The 19896-nt window shown below is 34.0% G+C and carries 17 protein-coding genes; 7 read left to right on the top strand and 10 right to left on the bottom strand.

From position 1 onward, the window contains the following. Window positions 1-30 precede the first annotated feature (30 nt). Window positions 31-612, top strand: coding sequence for a GDP-mannose pyrophosphatase NudK (gene nudK, locus MQX03_RS01765; RefSeq protein WP_242800984.1), 582 nt, complete (start codon window positions 31-33; stop codon window positions 610-612). A 20-nt stretch (window positions 613-632) separates the two neighbouring features. Further along, window positions 633-1202 carry a hypothetical protein gene (locus MQX03_RS01760; RefSeq protein WP_242800982.1) on the top strand — a complete coding sequence of 190 codons (570 nt, stop codon included), beginning with the start codon at window positions 633-635 and terminating at the stop codon, window positions 1200-1202. Between the two features lie 87 nt (window positions 1203-1289). Here the strand turns inward: MQX03_RS01760 and MQX03_RS01755 are convergent, their stop codons facing one another. Further along, window positions 1290-1994, bottom strand: a complete 705-nt coding sequence (locus MQX03_RS01755; RefSeq protein ID WP_242800980.1) for an SDR family oxidoreductase — start codon at window positions 1992-1994, stop codon at window positions 1290-1292. Between the two features lie 183 nt (window positions 1995-2177). Between MQX03_RS01755 and MQX03_RS01750 the strand changes: the two genes are divergently transcribed. The 4 genes from MQX03_RS01750 (at window position 2178) to MQX03_RS01735 (ending at window position 4850) form a co-directional block, all read left to right on the top strand. Then, window positions 2178-2594, top strand: coding sequence for a winged helix-turn-helix transcriptional regulator (locus MQX03_RS01750; RefSeq protein WP_242800978.1), 417 nt, complete (start codon window positions 2178-2180; stop codon window positions 2592-2594). Window positions 2595-2746: 152 nt separating this feature from the next. After that, complete coding sequence (locus tag MQX03_RS01745) at window positions 2747-3619, top strand: pPIWI-associating nuclease domain-containing protein (protein WP_242800977.1); 873 nt, start codon at window positions 2747-2749, stop codon at window positions 3617-3619. A 4-nt stretch (window positions 3620-3623) separates the two neighbouring features. Continuing rightward, a complete protein-coding gene (locus tag MQX03_RS20490) occupies window positions 3624-4277 on the top strand; it encodes a hypothetical protein (protein WP_317224544.1) in 654 nt (217 codons plus the stop codon). 126 nt (window positions 4278-4403) lie between these two features. Then, window positions 4404-4850 carry a KTSC domain-containing protein gene (locus MQX03_RS01735; protein WP_129536831.1) on the top strand — a complete coding sequence of 149 codons (447 nt, stop codon included), beginning with the start codon at window positions 4404-4406 and terminating at the stop codon, window positions 4848-4850. Between the two features lie 219 nt (window positions 4851-5069). Here MQX03_RS01735 and MQX03_RS01730 read toward each other — a convergent pair whose 3' ends face one another. From MQX03_RS01730 to MQX03_RS01715, 4 genes are all read right to left on the bottom strand, one after another. Continuing rightward, window positions 5070-8261: an efflux RND transporter permease subunit gene (locus MQX03_RS01730; RefSeq protein WP_242800975.1), complete on the bottom strand. Its 3192-nt coding sequence runs from the start codon at window positions 8259-8261 to the stop codon at window positions 5070-5072. A gap of 6 nt (window positions 8262-8267) precedes the next feature. Next, window positions 8268-9329, bottom strand: coding sequence for an efflux RND transporter periplasmic adaptor subunit (locus MQX03_RS01725; RefSeq protein ID WP_242800973.1), 1062 nt, complete (start codon window positions 9327-9329; stop codon window positions 8268-8270). Window positions 9330-9334: 5 nt separating this feature from the next. Next, entirely contained in the window at window positions 9335-10687 is a 1353-nt protein-coding gene (locus MQX03_RS01720; protein ID WP_242800971.1) for a TolC family protein, read from the bottom strand. 99 nt (window positions 10688-10786) lie between these two features. Further along, window positions 10787-11380, bottom strand: coding sequence for a TetR/AcrR family transcriptional regulator (locus MQX03_RS01715; protein WP_129536827.1), 594 nt, complete (start codon window positions 11378-11380; stop codon window positions 10787-10789). Window positions 11381-11548: 168 nt separating this feature from the next. Between MQX03_RS01715 and MQX03_RS01710 the strand changes: the two genes are divergently transcribed. After that, window positions 11549-15580: a DUF7948 domain-containing protein gene (locus tag MQX03_RS01710; RefSeq protein WP_242800969.1), complete on the top strand. Its 4032-nt coding sequence runs from the start codon at window positions 11549-11551 to the stop codon at window positions 15578-15580. 39 nt (window positions 15581-15619) lie between these two features. Here the strand turns inward: MQX03_RS01710 and MQX03_RS01705 are convergent, their stop codons facing one another. From MQX03_RS01705 to MQX03_RS01685, 5 genes are all read right to left on the bottom strand, one after another. Then, on the bottom strand, window positions 15620-16444 hold the full coding sequence (locus MQX03_RS01705) for a CvfB family protein (RefSeq protein WP_242800967.1): 825 nt from the start codon (window positions 16442-16444) through the stop codon (window positions 15620-15622). Window positions 16445-16560: 116 nt separating this feature from the next. Further along, window positions 16561-17046: a hypothetical protein gene (locus MQX03_RS01700; RefSeq protein WP_242800965.1), complete on the bottom strand. Its 486-nt coding sequence runs from the start codon at window positions 17044-17046 to the stop codon at window positions 16561-16563. A gap of 10 nt (window positions 17047-17056) precedes the next feature. Continuing rightward, window positions 17057-17932 (bottom strand): DUF4476 domain-containing protein, encoded by an 876-nt coding sequence (locus MQX03_RS01695; RefSeq protein ID WP_242800963.1) that lies wholly within the window; start codon window positions 17930-17932, stop codon window positions 17057-17059. Window positions 17933-18027: 95 nt separating this feature from the next. Continuing rightward, window positions 18028-19431, bottom strand: coding sequence for a dihydrolipoyl dehydrogenase (gene lpdA / locus MQX03_RS01690; RefSeq protein WP_242800961.1), 1404 nt, complete (start codon window positions 19429-19431; stop codon window positions 18028-18030). A gap of 109 nt (window positions 19432-19540) precedes the next feature. Then, on the bottom strand, window positions 19541-19891 hold the full coding sequence (locus MQX03_RS01685) for a hypothetical protein (protein ID WP_129536822.1): 351 nt from the start codon (window positions 19889-19891) through the stop codon (window positions 19541-19543). Window positions 19892-19896: the final 5 nt, after the last annotated feature.

Below are 19896 nucleotides of genomic sequence, written 5' to 3'. Positions count from 1 at the left end.
ATAAAATATATAAACAAGATTGTAAAATCTATGCAAAATACAAACGTTCATATTGAAAAGACTGAAATTCTTTCAGATAACTGGTACACTTTAAAAAAAATCACATTCAATATTCTAAAAAAAGACGGAACCACTGAAACCCAAAGCAGAGAAGCATACGACAGAGGAAATGGAGCAGTCATTTTATTGTACAACACAAGTACAAAAAATGTAATTTTGACCAAGCAATTCCGGATGCCGACCTACATTAACGGAAATACTGACGGAATGTTGATTGAAGCTTGTGCAGGTTTATTGGATAATGACCATCCTGAAGAATGCATCAAGCGTGAAACCGAAGAAGAAACAGGCTACAAAATATCGAAGGTTGAAAAAGTTTTTGAAGCATATATGTCACCCGGATCTGTCACAGAAATTCTGCATTTTTTCATCGCCGAATATTCAAGTGAAATGAAAATTACAAATGGCGGAGGTCTTGAAGAGGAAGGTGAAGACATCGAAGTTTTGGAAATTGATATTGAAAAAGCTCTTGAAATGATCGACTCCGGAGAGATAAAAGATGCCAAAACCATCATGCTGCTTCAACATGTAAGGCTTAAAAATTTAGTATAGATTATTTAAAAATAGAAATTATGAAACTGCAATATTCACTGATTCTTTGTTTATTATTTTCTTTTGCCGTTTTCGCTCAGAAAAAGGATGGATTGAGTACCAAAGATCAAAACGCTGTTGAGCATTTTAAAACTGAATACAAAAAGAAAAATTACAAAAAATTTGAAGGAAAAATCACTTCAAAGGATAATCAGGTTCTGTTTAATGATAAAGTGATTTTCTTTGATAAATCTGATAAAATGACTTTTTCAATGTTACAGCAAGGTCTGATTTATCCTCAACTTCTTACAGATTTTCAAATGCAGAAATTTCTGGATGAAACCACCGATAAAACTCAGAAAAGGTTTTTAAAACTGCAAAAAGATCCGAAAGCGTCGTTTGATGTGAATAATATTTCGGTGAAAATTTCTGAGTTACCTTTTTTGAATATAAATGAAAAGGTGAAGAGATTTAAACTGACAACCAGAAACAGAAATCTGCCGAATCCTATTATTTACTTTTTTGAATTAACGAATTCTAAAGCTGCTAAAAACATGAATTTTGATGAGTTTGTGAAAGATGCTAAACTAACATATTTGGATCAGGAGTAAATAGAAAATAAACTTTTTTCAAATAAATTAAAATCTCTGTTAGAATTTGTATTTCAAATTATCCAACAGAGATTTTTCATTTTAAGTTTAAACCAAATCTTTTGCAAAAAACTGTTTTGAATCTCCTACCGGAATATCATATTGATTTTTCGCGAGTGCCAAAAACAATTCGTCAGCAACTTCAGAAGGCGAAATTCCGTTGGCACCACCAATTCCTGCAGAGAAATCCGTATTAACTAAAGGTGGGTAAACTTCGTAAATCTGAACATTTTCCTGCTCTTCGTAAGTTTGTCTTAATGCTTCTGTGTAGCCATGTAAAGCCGCTTTAGATGCGCTGTAAGTCGGCAACATTTTATGGCTTCTAAATACGGCAATTGACGAAACGTTGACTACCGCTGCTTCTGTTTTCTGAACTAAATGAGGAAGCAAAAGCTCAGTAAAATGAATGATACTGAAATAATTGGTGTTCATTTCAATCGCTGCTTTTTCGTGTGCGTTTTGAGTTTCGTTCAGTAAATAAGCAAATGCTGCACCTGCATTATTGATGATGATGTTGACTTCGGGATGATTGTTTTTTAAATCTTCTGCGATTCTTAATCTATCTGCCTCAATAGAAAGATCGCCCTGAATTGCTACAGCATCATCCAATTGTTGTAATGCATTTTGAAGACGTTCTTCATTTCTTCCGTTGATGATTATTTTGTTGCCTTCTGCATTCAGTTTTTTTGCGATAGCTAAACCGATTCCGGCACTTCCGCCGCTGATGAATACTGTATTACCTGTTGTTTTCATTTTTTTGTTTGTTTAAAATGTTGTTTTTAAAATCTTAGTTGTTACTCTTGCATGAATCAAAAAGAATGTTTTCTATTTTATTTAAAATTAATTCGTTAAATTTGCTTGCGTTTTGCAAGTACAAATTTATAAAATTACTTTCAAAACGCAAGTGTTTTTATTTAATTATTTAAAAATAATTTTATGTCGAGTTCAAAAAAGAGATCAAATTGCCCTATCAGCAGCTCATTAGACATATGGGGAGACAAATGGTCATTGCTGATTGTAAGAGATTTGATGTTTAAAAAACAAAGTACCTACGGAGATTTTCTAAAATCTGATGAGAAAATAGCGACCAATATTCTGGCTTCTCGCCTGTTAATGCTTGAGGAAAACGGCATCATCAGCAAGCAGGATCATCCTGACAGCAAAGCGAAAGTCTTATATAAACTCACAGAAAAAGGTATCAATCTGCTTCCGCTATTGATAGAAATTAATCTGTGGGCAGAAAAATATTCTGAAATCCCTGAAAGTCAAAAGATAATTTTGAATGAGGTGAAAAAGGATAAAGCGGGGTTTATTGATGAAAAAATTGCGGAGTTGAAGAGGGAGGTTTTGTGAGTGGGATTGAAAAACGTCATTGTAATAAAAAGGAAAAGACTTTTTAAGTTAGATTGAATTTGATTTTATGAGCAGAGGTTTAGGTTACTGTTTAGGTTACTGCTTTTTTGCTATTATAAATTAATAAACGTAAATTGAGTAAAAACTTTCGCATGAATAACTTTGATGAACTAAAAAGAATTTCTGAGCAAAATTCAAATCTAATGAAAATGTACAATATTGCATTTTCTACTAACAATATCATGAAATCTTTACAACCTCTAATTGATAATCAAAAAAAATGGGAATCACTAATTCCAAAAATCACAGTTCCAGAACTTTTACTTCCTAATATTACAATTCCTAATTTCAATAATATATTTCCTTCAGAATTTGTTAAAGAATTAAGAAGAATTAGTTCTATAGGTGAGAAATTTTCGAACAATCCGGAAGTTCAATTTGCTTTCATTACGGATTTAGAAGTGTTGAATATTAAATCTACTGAAAATCTTAAAGATACTTTAATTAATAACTTAACTGATAAAGATTTACAGGAAAAAGAGGTTTTATTAGATAAAAATTTATTGCAACTTTTAGAGGAGCAAAATTTAGACAGTTTATGGTTAGGAGCCAATTATTCATTAGAATCCAATAATCCTGATAAATTAAGACATTGCTTAGTTTCACTTCGCACAATATTAGAGTTTTTAATTGATGATAAATTAGCTTCAAATAATGAAATAAAAGATAATCCAGTGTTTGAAAAAGAATTTAAAAAGTATCATTCAGGAAAAGCCACAGTAAATGAAATTAAGGTTTCTAGAAGAAAAAAAATAGAATATTTTATATCTAAATTCAAATTTGGTTTTTTAGAAGAATTTACAGCTCATGAAATTCAATATGTTTGTGATTGTTATGCAGTTTTATGCAACCTTCATCAGCAAGATGTTGGTTTAACGGAAAATCAAGTTAAAAGTTTAAAAGTAAAAACCGGTATCACTTTGTGGTTATTGTGCTACCTGAATAAAATTCAAGAAACAAATTAAGGTTATGACCACCGAAGAATTCGTAAAAAATTTCTATCAAGAAAAACAAAATATTATCAATTCAAGTTTTGATACTCAATATAATTCCCTCGTTTCATCAAAAATTGAAGAATTAAATCTGGACGAAATTGAAAATGAAAAATTAAAAAAGATTATTTCCTACCTGTTGGATGATACTTTTTATACAATTCTATTGGGTTTGGATGGTTCTGCAAATATTGGAAATTCACAAGATAGCTTTAAAATTTATGATGAAGAAGATAATTTAATTTCTGAAGGCAGAGATTTAGAAGGTTATGCGTACGAGTACTTTCATGAGAATAAATTAGAAACAGAAAATTCGAAATGTGATTTTATAGCTCAAATTCATTTTAAAAAAGAAAATGAAGGGGGGAGAAATCATTATGTAAAAAGTGATTACAGGTCGCAAATAGTCTTCAATTTTGATGAATATAAAACTTCTGCTCGTCAAATTTATATTGGGACAGATTATGCTTTTCCAGGAGATATGGTAAATGCCGAAATTGACATACTATCTCAAGAGTATTTTCATGGAAAGTTAAAAGCAGGAATGGGATTCAAGTTATATGAAGGTTTACAATTAATTGGTACCGGAAAAATTATCAAAATTGTTAATAAAAAACTAAATAAAGCTTAGTTAACATAACTTTCAATATTTGACCTCGATAAATTAATTTTCTCTCAAATAAATTAATACTGAATAACTTACGGTTTTTCCAATTAAAAAGCCTAATTTTGCATCCCGTAAAAAGGATCTTACGTTATGAAAAGAATAGGCGAACACAGAAAACTTCTTGGAGTAGATAATACTGCTACTTTAAAAGATTTAAAAACAATTTACAGAAATGTGATGAAAGATACGCATCCTGATAAATTTGTGAATGATGAAGAAGGGAAACTGGCAGCAGAAGAAAAAAGCAAATCTGTGATTGAAGCCTATCATTTTTTGGTAAGCATCAACTCAGAAACTCAGGAAAAATATAAAGAAGAATACACGGAAACGATCACGAAATCTAATATTCAGGATTTTTATCTTGAAAAATCGATTTTGAAAGTTCAGCATTTGAACGGAAAAATGTTTGAATACATCGGAGTTCCAAGAAATACCTATATCAAAATGGTGAATGCTGATTCTCCAAGCCGTTTTGCAAGAAGACATATCTATGGAAATTTTATCTTTAGAAAGTCTGGTGAAGTAATGGCAGATTAATTTTTCCATATAAAAAATAAGCAAAGGCTTTCAGTTCATTCTGGAAGCCTTTTTTATGGTAGTAAATAAATTTTTTATAGAATATTCGTATCCAGATCTCTACGGGATGATAGAGATCCTGCTTATCTTTGAGATTGTTTCTTCGCTTTGCTCATCGCAATGACAAAAAAAAGCGCATCAATAAATTGATGCGCTTTCAGGTTAATTAAGGTTGCTATATTAGTCTACGTGTTTCGGAGTATATCCGTCTTCACTTAGTTCTTTTTCTTCATAATCAGCTTTCATTTCAGCATCATAATCAACTGTTTCATGTTTACCCATTCTTCTCAACATTGAATCGAATAGTGAATAAACCGTAGGAACAATAATTAAGGTAAGGAATAATGATGATGTCAAACCACCGATAATTACCCAAGCCAATCCGTTGTTCATCTCCGCTCCTGCACCTTTTGCAATCGCAATCGGAATCATACCGAAAATCATCGCAATCGTTGTCATCAAAATCGGACGAAGACGTGCATGGTTAGCCTGAATCAAAGCGTCATGCGTACTTGCTCCTGCTGCTTTTCTCATGTTGGCAAAATCGACAATCATGATCGCGTTTTTCGCTACCAAACCGATCAACATGATCATCCCCAGCATTGTAAAGATATTAATCGTATTTCCTGTAATGGCAAGAATCAACATTACTCCGATCAATGCCAAAGGAATTGAGAACAATACCACAAACGGATACACAAACGAATCGTAAAGCGAAACCATCACCAAATAAACCAGTACAATAGCCGCCAGTAAAGCGATTCCTAAAGTACCCATACCTTCTGTCTGATTCTCCATATCTCCACTCCAGAGGTAATTTACTCCGGCTGGTTTTGTTTTTTCATTTGTCATAAACTGGTCTGCCCATTCGTTGGCAACATCAGCCATTGCACGACCTACCACTTTAGATTTCACTTTTACGGAAGCTGTTTTATCTCTACGCTCCAGCAAACTTGGTCCTGATCCCATTTTCACATCAGCAAACTGACTCAATCTGATTTGCTCGCCTGATGGATTGGTAAACATTAAGTTTCTTACATCTTCAATCGACTGTCTGTTGGCGTCTCCAAAACGGATGTTGATATCATATTCGTATTCTCCGGCTCTGAATTTTCCGTCTGTATTTCCTGAGAATGCAGTCTGCATTGTTTGACCAACACTTGAAAGATTTAAACCTAAAGAAGACATTTTATCTCTGTCGATATTCACCTGCACTTCAGGATTTCCTGAATCAGAAGATAATTCTGCATCTACAGCTCCCGGAACTTTTTTAAGCAAAGCCAGAATTCTGTTGGCTTCTTTGTTTGCCGTTGCGTTATCAGGAGCAGTAACTACCATTTCGATTGGTGCAGCGTCTGCTCCCATCAATCCGATTGGTGCTGTTTTAAACTCAACTCCGGTGAATTTTTCTTCTAAAGCTCTTTTAATTTTAGCAGATTTAATATCTGTACTTTCGTTACGTTCAGATTTATCAACTAAAATTACCTGAATTTCTGATTGGTATAAAGTTGCCTGCGCTCCACCAAAACCTGATGACTGCTGACCAACTGTAGTAATCATATCGACTACATCTTTATCGTCTCTCAGATATTTCTCAACCTGTAAAGTCAATTGGTTTGTTTTTTCAACGGAAGCATCTTTAGGTAATTCCATTTGAACAAGGAACTGACCTCTGTCCATTTTCGGGAAGAATTCTCCACCGATAAATCCGCCACCCATTAATCCCATTGTCACAACAATCAGAAGTACAAATGTAAGAACAACAGTCATCACCCTTCTTAAACCAGTTTTTAAAACCCACTCCAGAATTCCTGTAATCCAGTGCGTGAATTTATCCAATTGCTTTTCAAACCAAAGGATAAATTTCTCGAAAGGATTTTTACCCGTCAAATGAACCAACTTTCCAAATCTTGAAGACAGCCAAGGAATAATAGTAAATGAAGCCAATAATGAGAACAATGTTGCAATAACTACCGTGACACAGAACTGCGCCAAGATGTCAGAAACTAAACCTGAACTCATCGCAATTGGTAAGAATACCACGACAATTACCATCGTAATTGCTGTTACGGTAAATCCAATTTCAGAAGCTCCATCGTAGGCCGCACGGATTCTGCTTTTACCCATTTCCATGTGACGGTATACGTTTTCTAATACCACAATGGCATCATCCACAAGAATACCTACCACGAGTGAAAGTCCCAATAAACTCATTAAGTTTAAAGTATATCCCATCAAATACATTCCAATAACTGTTGCAATCAACGATACCGGAATTGAAACCATTACAATGAATGCGTTTCTGATGTTGTGAAGGAATAATAACATTACTACTGCCACCAAAATAATCGCTAAGAATAAATCGAAAATTACGTGGTCTGCTGCCTCAAGGGTAAAGTCTGTGTTGTCATCTACAATCGCAACTTTTAATCCCTGAACTTTATAATTGGTCTGAACCTGCTCAATCGTCTTCTTTACTGCTTCAGAAACTGATACTGCATTGGCATCAGACTGTTTCTTCACCTGAAGTAAAATGGTAGGATTTTGGTTAAATCTCGCTACTTTTTCAATATCTTTTTGAGTATCGAAAACTGTTGCAATATCAGATAAACGAACCTGAGCTCCGTTTTTATTGGAAACTACAAGACTGTTCATTTCCGCAACATCTCTATATTTCCCAGAAAGTCTGATCGTTGATCTCGAAGTTCTCGTTTTCAAAGCTCCCGTCGGGAAATCTAAGTTTGAAGAAAGAATCGCCTGCTGTACGTCTGCAATAGCAACGCCATAACCCTGCATTTTCTTTTCATCTAAATTCACCTGAATCTCTCTTTCCTGTCCACCCACAAGATCAACTTGTGCAACACCATTCACACGGGAGAAAACCGGTTCTACTTTTTTATCTAAAAGGTCGTAAAGCTCTTTGTTATTTAGTTTATCACTTGCAATACTCAATGTCATGATTGGTAAATCATCCAGTGAAAATTTCTGTAGTGACGGTGGATCTGCATCTTCAGGAAGGTCTGCCAAAATAGCATTTACCTTTCTCTGCGCATCATTCAAAGCGTAGTTTACATCGGCACCTGTGTTCAGCTGAACCATGATTACCGATAAACTTTCATATGAAGATGATTCTACTTTTTTTACGTTTTCCAAAGAACCTACGGCATCTTCAATCTTTCGCGTAACCGACGTTTCTACCTCTGCAGGTGAAGCTCCCGGATAAACGGTAGAAATCGTTACCATATTGGTTTCAAACTTCGGAATCAACTCGTACCCCATCATGGAGTAACTTAATAAACCTCCCAAAGTCAGAATCGTAAATAATACGATAACCAGGGACGGTCTTTTAATGGATATTTCTGCTAACTTCATCTTCTGTTACTTTACGATATTGATTTTTGAACCGTTATCAAGGTTGATCTGTCCGCTGGTAATTACTTGCTCACCGCCATTCAATCCGCTGATGATTTGTACTTTGTCGCCATATACTTTTCCTGTTTTCACAGTGATCATTTTAGCAGTACCATTTTGAACGATAAAGATCTGTCCTGAACTTACTCCATTTGCAAAAGCTTCCGCAGGAACAGTCAGCATATTTTGAGTTTCAGCACCGTTATTTGTTTTGAATAAAGCTGTTGCATACATACCCGCTTTCAGGTTTCCTCTGTTTTGAACTTCAATTTCTACAGGGAAATTTAAAGAAGCATCACTTTTTGGAGCGATAAATGTAATTCTTCCGCTGAAAGATTCTTCAGGTAAAACATTAACATTAATTGCTACTTCCTGACCCAACTGAATTCTTCCAATCTGGCTTTCGTCAACCAAAACTGAAAGTTTTAAGCTGTTGATATTTACGATTTCGAATAAAGCTGTTCCCGGAGAAACCACCATTCCCGGCTCAACCATTTTTTTGTTGATAATACCGCTGATTCCTGCTCTGATGCTTGTATCATTCACTTTTACACCTTGAGCTCTTACTGCAGCCTGCATATTTTTCAACTGCAATCTTGAATTGTCTAGCTGTTGTTTTGTAACCCCTCCCGTTTTGAAAGCATTCTCATAACGCTGGTTATCTGCAATGGCATTCTGTAAATTATTTTGCGCCTGAGTAACATCTACTTCAATTGCATCTCTTTTAATTGTCGCCAAAACCTGACCTGCTCCTACTCTAGAACCTTCTTTCACCAAAACGCTCACGATACGTCCTGCAATTTCAGAAGACTGATTTGACTCTTGTTTTGGAATAAAAGTTCCGTTTGCTGAATAATCTGTGTTGATATTTTCTCTAGAAACAGTAACCACATTCACGTTGATTTTATCAACCTGTTTTGCTACTTCTTTTACTTCAGTCTCCTGCTTTTTTTTGTTGTCTGTAATTTTCCAGGCAGCTAAACCAATAAGCACTGCAGCTACGATGATATATATTAAAGTTTTTTTCATTTCTATTATGGGTTTTGTAAAGTATTAAGTTCGCCTTTAGCCTTAATTAATTTAATTTCAGCCTGTTTGTAGTCTAATAATGCAGTGGTATAATTCTGTTTTGCATCTGTCAAAGCATTTTCAGAATCTAAAACTTCAGTTAACGTTGCTAAACCGTATTGATAATTAGCCTGAGTATCTTTCTGAACTTTCTCAGCTAGTTTCACGTTATTTTGCATGCTTTCAATTGTAATTAATGAATTCTCCATATTGGTAATTGCATTTTTATAATCTAAGCTTAAAGTCAACTGCGTATTTTGAATATCCTGATCTAAATCTAAAATATCAATTTCAGCCTGCTGAATTTTTGATTTTGTCGCTCCACCCGTAAAAATCGGAATGTTTATATTTAGACCTATTGCTGAATAATCGCTCCAAAGAACACCGTTATTGATTCCGTTTGTTAAAGGAAATTTTGAACCCTGTCCGCCCCAACCATAGTTTGCCTGTAGACCAACTGTTGGATAAAGATATGCCTCAGTTGCTTTTTTATTGAATTGCAAAAGCTCTCTGTTTTTCTGTAAAACTTTAACCTCTGTTCTTGTATCTAAGTCAACAGTACCTGCGATAAGCTGAGGTTTTGGCTCAATGCTTTTCTCTTCAAGCTCAATTGGAGTATCGATAGGAACGCCCATGTAGAATTTCAGAGAGTTTTTTGAAAGCTCAACGGCATTCACCAATTGTTGTCTATTGGCACTGATATTCGTTAATTGTACATTGGTACGATCAAGATCAATCCCTTTTGCCAAACCGTTTTCTACCAAACTTTTGATTACGTTTCTTACTTTTTCGGTGTTGGTGTAACTTACGTTTAATGTTTTAAGATTTTCTTCCTGTACAAAAACCTGATAATAGGCTGTTGCTACATTTTCGATAATCTGCTCATTAGAAAGCTGAGCATTCAAAACATAAAATTCTCTTGTAGATTTTGCAGCTTTTAACCCTGTAAAAACTCTTTGGTCAAAGATTGCCTGATTCACTGTTACTACAGCGCTAGAGCTCCAAGGTTGTCCCAATTGTGCACGAATTCTTTGTCCGCCAAATTCTAATAATGACTCCTGAATAATCGGATTGTAAGTTAACCCGGCAGTTGCGCTCACTTGTGGCAATGCACCAGCTCTTGCCTCAGCAATCTTATATTCGGCTTTTTTGATTTGCAAAGCTGCTTTTTTGGCCTCTGCTTTATTTTGCAATGCCTGTTTGATGGCCTCTTGCAAAGATATCTCTTGCTGGGCAAAGGCAGATGTAGAGCCGAAAATCATAAATGCTGCAGCTATCCCAATTTTTAGCTTTTTTGCAGTTATAAGTTTTCTATTCATAATTTATTACTTCGTTTATTTTTTTAATAATTTTGATTTCTTGCAGTCATTTATTTCTAAAGGACGATTCAATTTTATAATTACTTTAACAATTTTTAATTAATTTTTAAAAAGCATGTTAAGGATAATGTCTTTTCTTTCTGAGATGATCTGGTCAAACTCTTTATCCGTAATCATTAAATTCTCTAAAAACAGAGGACGCACCGCACTAGGAAACACTAAAAGCGAAATCATATTGAGAAGAAACTGAACCGGAGCCATTTTCACAATATTTCCCAATTGCATTTCTTTTTCTATGTCTTCGTACAATTTTTTCAATTCCTCTTCTTCCACGTCTCTTTTGTGACAACTTCCTTTATTGATTTGCGAAACGATATAAGTTTCTAAATACGGATACTGAAGACTTGTAGATAAACTTCCATCGATGAACTTGGCTATTTTTTCCTTGAATGGAAGGTCAGAATTCATTATAATCTCAGATTTCTCTTTTTCGACTCGATGAGCTTCATCAAAAATAATTTGAATCAGATTATCTCGTGATCTGAAGTAGTAGTTGATCAATGTTCTGTTGACACCCGCCTCGTCTGCAATTTCCTGTGTAGTTGCGTTAAATTTCCCCTGCACAAAGAATAAATTCTTCGCAGTCTCTTTGATTAATTCCTGAGTTTGATCTTTCTTTTCTTGTTTTGACATTTTTGTTAAACAATTTTGTGCAAATATATATCAAACAATTGTTTTGACAAAATTGTTAAACAAAATAATTAATATGATTTGCATCATATTTTACCTATCCAGTCACGTATTAATGATTTATTAATTCGTATCACATCTTTGTTTGTTTATATTTGCGGAAAATTAATAATGATGAAAAAAGTTTTGTTTCTTTTAACAGTTTTCTGTTGTCTTTTTGTGTTTGGACAAACGAAATTCCAAAAGAATAATGAATATCACTTTTATGAAAATAAAGGACAGATTGTAGATCAGAATGGAAAGGAAAATTCTGATGTGAAGTATTTATTTTTATCAAATGGTTTGAATGTTCAGCTTAAAAAAAATGGATTTTCGTATGACGTTTATGAAATTGAAGAAATAACACAAAAAAATAAAAGTGAAAAATCTAAGTTAGTTGACAATAATCCGGAAAAGAAATTTAAATATAAATTTCATAGGATTGACATAGAATTAATTAATTCTAACAGTAATTCTGAAATTGAGGGTGAAGAAAAATCTCCAGACTATGAAAATTTTTATAATATTCCTGATAAACCTAAGGGAATTCTAAATGTTCACCGTTTTCAAAAAGTTAAATATAAAAATATTTACAATAATATTGATCTTGTATTTTTCAAACCGCAAGATACTATAAAGCCAATTGAATATAATTTTATTGTTCATCCTGGAGGAAAAATTTCTGACATTAAATTAAAATTCAATGGTATAGAAACTCATCTTCGAGATAATAAAATAGTAATGAAACTTCGCTTTGGAGACATGGAAGAAGACATTCCTCAATCATGGTTAATTCAGAACACATCAAAGATTGAAACACAGATAAAATTCAGACAAATTGAAGATAATACGTTTGGATTTATAGGAAGTCAAGACACTTACGATAACGTTTTGGTTATAGATCCTGTTCCAACACCTCTTTGGATAAAAAATTTACCCAATTGGGTTTATCAATCTAATAATCATTACAGAGTTTTTGCAAATACAAATCAAGACGTTTATACTAGCTTTACAACTATAGCAAAGTATAATGTGGCTACAAATACATATACTGTTATGGATTCATATTCACAAAACTATGGTTATATATCTAAGTTTGATCCTTCAGGAAACAAAATATGGGGCGTTTTTATTGGCAATCACCATCCCGACTATAATGGAGACAGTTCAAACATGCTAAAAGATATTGCAATAAATTCAAATAATGATATATATGCAGTCGGACATGCAAGAGATTCTACAAATGGCACTAATACAATTACAACTCCAGGCGCTCACAAGACGAATTCTACTTTCATGAACCAATATTACCCAATGGATAATACTGATGGCTTTATAATGAAGTTTAATGATAATGGGGTAAGAATTTGGGGAACGTATTTTGGTGGAAATAATGGAGATAGTGTACATTCTATTGTATTAGATTCAAATGAAGATTTAATTTTAGCTGGCATAGCTTTAGGAAATAATGGTATAGCTACGTCAAACGCTGAAATACCTACTAATTCAAATATTTTAAATGGAACATCATTCATAGCTAAGTTTTCAGCAAATGGTCAACAGCTCTACGGCTCATACTTCAATTTAAAAGAAGGAATAAAAAAAATCGCTCGAGATAGTTCAGGTAATATATATTTAACCGGAGATGTTTACAGAAATTATAACACTACTGGACAAGGTACAACGGGAACTCATCAACAAAATATTATTGGTGAAGGAAATACTTATTTAGGTAAATTAAACAGTAATTTTCAGTTTCAATGGGGAACATATTATGGAGGACGTAATTGGTACGGTATATTACATAATATGAATGAAGGATTTACTAGAGCTGCTGATTTGAAAGTAGATCAAGATGGCAATATAATTTTATTAGGCAACACTTCTGCGCAAGAAAATATAACAACTCCCGGAACACATCAGTCTTCTTACATAGGCCAAACAGGAAACGACATATACCTCACAAAATTTAATCCAAATGGAACTCAAATCTGGGGTACCTATTTTGGCGCAACAACAAATATTAACGTTGACGATGATGTTTCATATTGTCTTTCTATAGATGACAATAATAATATTTTATTCGGTGGAAGAACATCAAACAGCACCAATATAGCCACTGCAAATGCTTTCCTTCTTACTAATAATGGAGGATACAATTCTGGTTTTTTCACTAAATTTAATACAACTGGGAATCAAATTTGGGGTACCTATTACTATCTTACAATCAATTCTATCTATACTCGAGCAAATAATATATATATTTTAGGAGGAGCCCAGATAAATAATAATTTTGCGAAATTTTACGATTGTGCTGTTGGGATTTCAGCAACATCAAACTCCCCCGTTTGTATCAATTCAAACATTCAATTAAATGCAACTGGCGGAACAACGTACGCTTGGACTGGACCAAACGGATTTACCTCCAATTTACAAAATTCAACAATTCCAAATGCTACAGCAGCCAATGCGGGAACATATACTTGCCAAATCACAGGAAGTGGAGCTTGCGACGGAAGTTTCACCGTAAATGTTATCGTAGGAGATAATGTAGCACCAATTCCAAACACAGCTCAACTTCCAGATATTACCGGAGATTGCAACACTATAGTTTCTACTTTCCCGACTGCAACAGACAACTGTACAGGGACGATCACAGCTACAACAACAGATCCGCTTTCATATTCAACCCCAGGAACACATATAATTCATTGGACTTATAGTGATGGGAATGGAAATACAGCTACTCAAAATCAGAATGTGATTATTTCAGCAACTGTTTTACCAACAACAGCAAATACTATTCAGACTTTCTGTGCCACTAATCAACCGACAATATTAGATATTCAGATTACAGGCCAGAATATAAAGTGTTATGATACCGCAAATAATGTATTACCTTTAACAACTCCTTTGGTAAACGGACAAACTTATTTTGCATCTCAAACTATTAGTGGTTGTGAAAGTGCGAAAATCTCCATTCAGGTAATCGTAAACAACACTGCGAAACCAACAGCAGCTTTAACGCAGGATTTTTGTACATCAGCAAATCCTACCCTTGCAAATCTAACAGTCAACGGAACTGCTTTACTTTATTATGATGTTGCAGGAAATATTCTGCCTATAATCACTCCACTCGTCCACGGACAAACGTATTTTGTCTCCCAAACACTAAACAATTGTGAGTCTGAGAAACTTGGTATTGCTGTTACTTTATCACAAAACAATGTTCCGGCAAACAATTACAGAGTTTCTTTGTGCAACAGTTCTACTGGTAATACAATGGTGGTAGACTTGACATCATATCAATCAAATATTATTGCAAATCCTAACAACTATACTTTCACCTACACCGACCAATCAGGAAATCCGATAACCAATCCCTCAAACTATACTTTAAATATCGGATCAACGATTATTAATGTAAGAGTTTCGACTGCAGAAGGATGCTTTAAAGATGTTGTGTTAGAATTAAATTTAAATCCGAAACCTATTGTTATCCTTCCTGAAGATTTTGATTTTTGCCGAGGGAAAATCGTAACACTTGATGCAGGAAGTGGTTTTGCATCTTATCTCTGGAGCACTGGTGCTACTTCACAAACTATTACTATATCAACTCCCGGAAATTATTGGGTGCAAGTGACCAATAGCTTTGGATGTCAAAACACAGACGATATCGAGCTGAGTTACTCAGTTTTGGGTGAAATTGTTGCTGTAAATATTACAAATAATTCGGCTACCGTAATGATGTCTTTACCTGGAAATTATGAGTATTCTTTAGATAACCAAAATTGGCAAAATTCTAATGTATTTAGCAATCTGAGTTTGGGAGAATACAAAGTTTATGTAAGAACAAAATCGGGATGTATCATCGGAGAGAAAAGCTTCTCTATTTTTAATATTCCGAATATGATTTCGCCGAATGGTGATGGTACAAATGATAAATGGCGAATTGCCGGATTAGAAAATTATTCCGGAACTGAAATTTTGGTTTATGATAGAAAAGGTCTAATCGTTTTTAAACAAACAATATCAAAAAAACCTTTTGAATGGGATGGGAAGTACAACTCGGCGCCACTTGCTACAGGAAACTACTGGTACACCATAAAAGTTTCAGATGGCAGAGTTTACAACGGCTGGTTATTAATTAAAAATAGAAATTAAACATACAAAAAAAGAGCAGAAATTTCTGCTCTTTTTATTTTATACTAACTTGATTTTATCATCCAAAATCTCAACTATTTTATCTTTATACAGACCTCCAAGTGCTTTCTTGAAGTTCTTTTTACTCATGTGAAGTTCATCTTTAATTTCTTCAGGAGAAGATTTGTCTGATAAGTGAAGTAAACCAAAGTTTTCCTCTAATTTGTTTAGAATTTTTTGCCTAAACTCATCAATGTTTTCAAAACCTTCCGGTTGAAGAGAAACATCTATCTTTCCGTCTTCACGGATTGTTTTAATATAACCTTCTTCTTCAGAAAGCGGATATACTTTTTTGTAAACATCAGATGCATAAATCAATCCTAAGTATTTTTTATTGATAACCACATTCCAACCCAATTCACTTTCGTTCATCATGATGAGTTCTACTTTATCGCCTTTCTGGAAAGGCACATTCTCGTATTGCGGATTTCTTTTGAACTTTGTGGTTCCTGTAATCAATTCTAATTCTTCATCGATATAAAGATTCACAAGATATCTTTTTCCTTCAAGAATTTTAGATTTTTGTTGTTTGTAGGGAATGAAAAGGTCTTTGATAATTCCCCAATCCATAAAAGCTCCGCTTGGAAGACTTTGCACACAAATCATCACCGCAAATTCTCCAACTTCTGCTAACGGAGTTTCTGTTGTAGCTTTTAGTTTATGATCGTCCTGATAAACGAACACTTCTATTTCATCACCAATTTCTTTTTCGTCACGAATGAAAACTTTAGACATAAAAGCGGTCTCGCCCGTTTCGGATTCAAGCATCCATCCTGAATTATTTTTTTCTGAAATTTTTAAAGTCTGAGTTCTTCCGATTTGCATTGATGATAATTTAGTTGGCAAAGGTACGGAAATTAGTTTGAGAGTTTGAGCGTTTTTAGAGTCGGAGGGTTTAAAGTTATTAGGTTTGAGTTTTTTTATCTCAATTAAACTTAAATTTAATTATTGAAATGTTTCAAATCATTCATCAAGTTTTTAGACTCTTGTAGAAAATCTATTTTTTCATCATTATCATTTACTCCAATCGTTTTTATCACCTTATCGTCCTCATAGTAATATCTCCGTTCTGAAAGAAGTTGTGGTTTTTTAAGATACCCATTTTCACCAACAATCTGATATTTTTTTGAGTGAACAAAAACCAATTCCCCATTATCTGAAAAGAAATATTCTGTGATAATTTTCCATGCAGACAATCCTACCCAATACTCCATTTTCAAAAGTTTATTATTTTTATAATATCCCTTTAATTCAATGCCATTGTCTGTCACTATATTTTTATCAGAATAGTAAGAATTGGGAACTATCCTAATTTTAAATCCCTGTGTCTGATTTATTTTCTCAACAGTTTTTCTTGAAGATTCAATATTCTGACCTGAAAACAGTTGAGAAAAAATTATAATTAAAAGTGAAATTAATTTCCCCACGAGAATTTAATTAATATTTAGAAATAAAATCCATCAAATCTCGTCTGTTGCTTTCAAAATCAAATGCATCGCCTACAATAAAATATTTTTGTTTGTCAACACATTTTGAAAATAATGATTTAGCTAAAATAACTCTGTTTTTATCGAAGCTTAAATCTTTAACCAAAATACTGATCTGCTCTGAGGTAAACATCGCATGGCGACCTTGCTGATTGATGAAAGCAATTTTCTTATCATCAAACCATGCATCTTTTTTCATAGCTGATATAAATTGCTGAAAAGTCTGATTGTCCATCACATTTGGATTATTGACATTGCCATTATTTCCCGAGTTGCCATAAGGATTATTCCAGAGGTCATTCCAATTTTCGAAACCATAATATCCATTTTGAAGTGGATAAGAATCTAAGAGATACAAACCTTCATTTGTGAAAAAATCAAGAACTAATCTGCTGTTATTGCGCACATTTAAAGTTGTTCTGTAAATTAAATATCCATTATCATAGATAGAAATTGGCATTCTTCCTGATGGAAGATCAAAGAATCTGTATTTTCCAGAATTATTTGAAATCATCTGATCAGCCAGTTCCACACTGAAATATCCCTGTTCAGGAATTCTTACAAAAACTTCGGCATAACCGTAGTTTTGATTCCATTGATAATTGGGGTTTATAGGTTTTCTGTTCGAATTATTCTGATTATTTGGATTTCTAAATCCTGTAGAATTAGATGAATTATTATCTCTAGAATCCTGTCTTTTGGTATTTGAGGATTTTATTTCATTTTTTGAAACTTCATTTTTCAAAAGCTCACCGGCTTTTCCGGCTTCCTGCGCAAATGAATGCAGTCCAAAAAAAAGCATCACACCAATAAATATATTTTTCATAAACAATTTTTATTTTTAATCTCGATTTTTATGCCAAAAAAAAAGAGAAACCAAAAATATGATTTCTCTTTAAATATATCTTGAAAATTTTTCAATTACATATGAATAGGTCTTTTACCCGTCGCATCCAAAGCAGCTTCTTTAATAGCTTCTGCGTAAGTCGGGTGCGCGTGAGAACTTCTTGCGATATCTTCTGCACTTGCACGGAATTCCATTGCGATAACTCCTTCTGCAATCAAATCGGCAGCTCTTGCTCCAACAATGTGCATACCTAAAACTTCGTCAGTTTTTTCGTCTGCAATGATTTTAACCAAACCATCAACGTCACCACTTGCACGGCTTCTTCCTAATGCTCTCATTGGGAAAGAACCAACTTTATAAGCTACTCCCTCTTCTTTCAGTTGCTCTTCAGTTTTACCAACTCCGGCAACTTCAGGCCAAGTGTAAACAACACCAGGAATTAGATTATAGTTAACATGAGGCTTTTGTCCAGCTAAAGTTTCAGCAACGAAAACTCCTTCTTCTTCAGCTTTGTGAGCCAACATCGCACCTTTGATAACGTCTCCGATTGCATAGATGTTTGCAACATTTGTCTGAAGGTGATCGTTAGTTTTCACTCTTCCTCTCTCGTCAAGCTCAACTCCAGCTTTCTCCAATCCAAGACCGTCTGTGTAAGGTTTTCTACCTACAGAAACTAAACAGTAATCTCCTTCAACGGTTACTTCTTCTCCTTTTTTATCTTTAGCTGTAATTTTTACAGTATCTCCATTTCTTTCAACTGCAGAAACCGCTGTAGAAAGCATGAACTTCATTCCTTGCTTCTTAAGAACTTTAGTTAATTCTTTACTTAAAGCACCATCCATTGTAGGAATGATCTTGTCCATAAATTCAACTACAGTTACCTGAGCTCCTAATCTTAAATAAACAGAACCTAATTCTAGACCGATTACTCCACCACCGATAACGACTAAATGCTTAGGGATTTCCTTAAGATTTAAAGCCTCTGTAGAAGTAATTACTCTTTCTTTATCTAAATTGATGAAAGGTAAAGAAGTTGGCTTAGAACCTGTTGCAATGATGGTATATTTAGAATCGATCGTTTCTGTAGAACCGTCGTTTTTTGTTACTTTAACCTGAGTAGCAGATTCGAAACTTCCAAGACCTTCAAAAACAGTGATTTTGTTTTTGTTCATCAAATAGCTGATTCCGTCTGTATTTTGCTTAATAACCTCATTTTTACGCTCAATCATTCTTGCGATATCAGCTTGAGGCTCATTGATAATGATTCCGTGACCTGCAAAATTGTGTTTTGCATTTTCGAAATGCTCAGAACTGTCTAGAAGCGCTTTTGAAGGAATACATCCAACGTTAAGACAAGTTCCGCCTAAAGTTGAATATTTTTCGATAATTGCTGTTTTGAAACCTAATTGTGCTGCACGAATTGCGGCAACATAACCACCAGGACCAGAACCTATTACGGTAACATCGAATTGACTCATTTTATTTTTATAATTTATTATTAGCTATTCTTAATGATTACAAATTTACTGATTAATTTACAAGGAGCAAAGTGAGTTTTATCAAGTTTAAAGTATAAATTTAGAGATATCACAAATCTAAATTAAGTTTTCCAAGCCCAAAAACTTCTTTATTTCCAAAAAATTCACCTCCGCAAATGTACCATTCAAGATTTTCCAAATGCTCAACAGCATCTTCCGGCTTCATTCCTGCAACCTCTTTTTTTGCAATAATTCCTTTGTACCAACGTGCAGATTCAGGTGAATTAGGAAATTCAACAGCATACTTAATCCATATTCTCTGACAAAGTCTGCATTGAATGACATTTACTTCTGCATCTCTGCCATTGGTAAGATCTGCACCCACTATTGATGTTCTGAATTCAGATTCAATCAGGTCGTGTTTTTCGCAAGCACAACCCAATTTCGGAAGTTTTTTCATGAATG

This window comes from Chryseobacterium aahli (assembly GCF_022699665.1).
Lineage (GTDB): Bacteria > Bacteroidota > Bacteroidia > Flavobacteriales > Weeksellaceae > Chryseobacterium > Chryseobacterium aahli.
This window is presented reverse-complemented; position numbering and strand designations above follow the sequence as displayed.

Bases quoted from the DNA above. Each gene is read 5' to 3' on its own strand.
- MQX03_RS20490 (WP_317224544.1), top strand. From the start codon at position 3,624: ATGACCACCGAAGAATTCGTAAAAAATTTCTATCAAGAAAAACAAAAT.
- MQX03_RS01760 (WP_242800982.1), top strand. From the start codon at position 633: ATGAAACTGCAATATTCACTGATTCTTTGTTTATTATTTTCTTTTGCC.
- MQX03_RS01710 (WP_242800969.1), top strand. From the start codon at position 11,549: ATGATGAAAAAAGTTTTGTTTCTTTTAACAGTTTTCTGTTGTCTTTTT.
- MQX03_RS01725 (WP_242800973.1), bottom strand. From the start codon at position 9,329: ATGAAAAAAACTTTAATATATATCATCGTAGCTGCAGTGCTTATTGGT.
- MQX03_RS01735 (WP_129536831.1), top strand. From the start codon at position 4,404: ATGAAAAGAATAGGCGAACACAGAAAACTTCTTGGAGTAGATAATACT.
- MQX03_RS01685 (WP_129536822.1), bottom strand. From the start codon at position 19,891: ATGAAAAAACTTCCGAAATTGGGTTGTGCTTGCGAAAAACACGACCTG.
- lpdA (WP_242800961.1), bottom strand. From the start codon at position 19,431: ATGAGTCAATTCGATGTTACCGTAATAGGTTCTGGTCCTGGTGGTTAT.
- MQX03_RS01705 (WP_242800967.1), bottom strand. From the start codon at position 16,444: ATGCAAATCGGAAGAACTCAGACTTTAAAAATTTCAGAAAAAAATAAT.
- MQX03_RS01715 (WP_129536827.1), bottom strand. From the start codon at position 11,380: ATGTCAAAACAAGAAAAGAAAGATCAAACTCAGGAATTAATCAAAGAG.
- MQX03_RS01730 (WP_242800975.1), bottom strand. From the start codon at position 8,261: ATGAAGTTAGCAGAAATATCCATTAAAAGACCGTCCCTGGTTATCGTA.
- MQX03_RS01720 (WP_242800971.1), bottom strand. From the start codon at position 10,687: ATGAATAGAAAACTTATAACTGCAAAAAAGCTAAAAATTGGGATAGCT.
- nudK (WP_242800984.1), top strand. From the start codon at position 31: ATGCAAAATACAAACGTTCATATTGAAAAGACTGAAATTCTTTCAGAT.
- MQX03_RS01755 (WP_242800980.1), bottom strand. From the start codon at position 1,994: ATGAAAACAACAGGTAATACAGTATTCATCAGCGGCGGAAGTGCCGGA.
- MQX03_RS01695 (WP_242800963.1), bottom strand. From the start codon at position 17,932: ATGAAAAATATATTTATTGGTGTGATGCTTTTTTTTGGACTGCATTCA.
- MQX03_RS01745 (WP_242800977.1), top strand. From the start codon at position 2,747: ATGAATAACTTTGATGAACTAAAAAGAATTTCTGAGCAAAATTCAAAT.
- MQX03_RS01750 (WP_242800978.1), top strand. From the start codon at position 2,178: ATGTCGAGTTCAAAAAAGAGATCAAATTGCCCTATCAGCAGCTCATTA.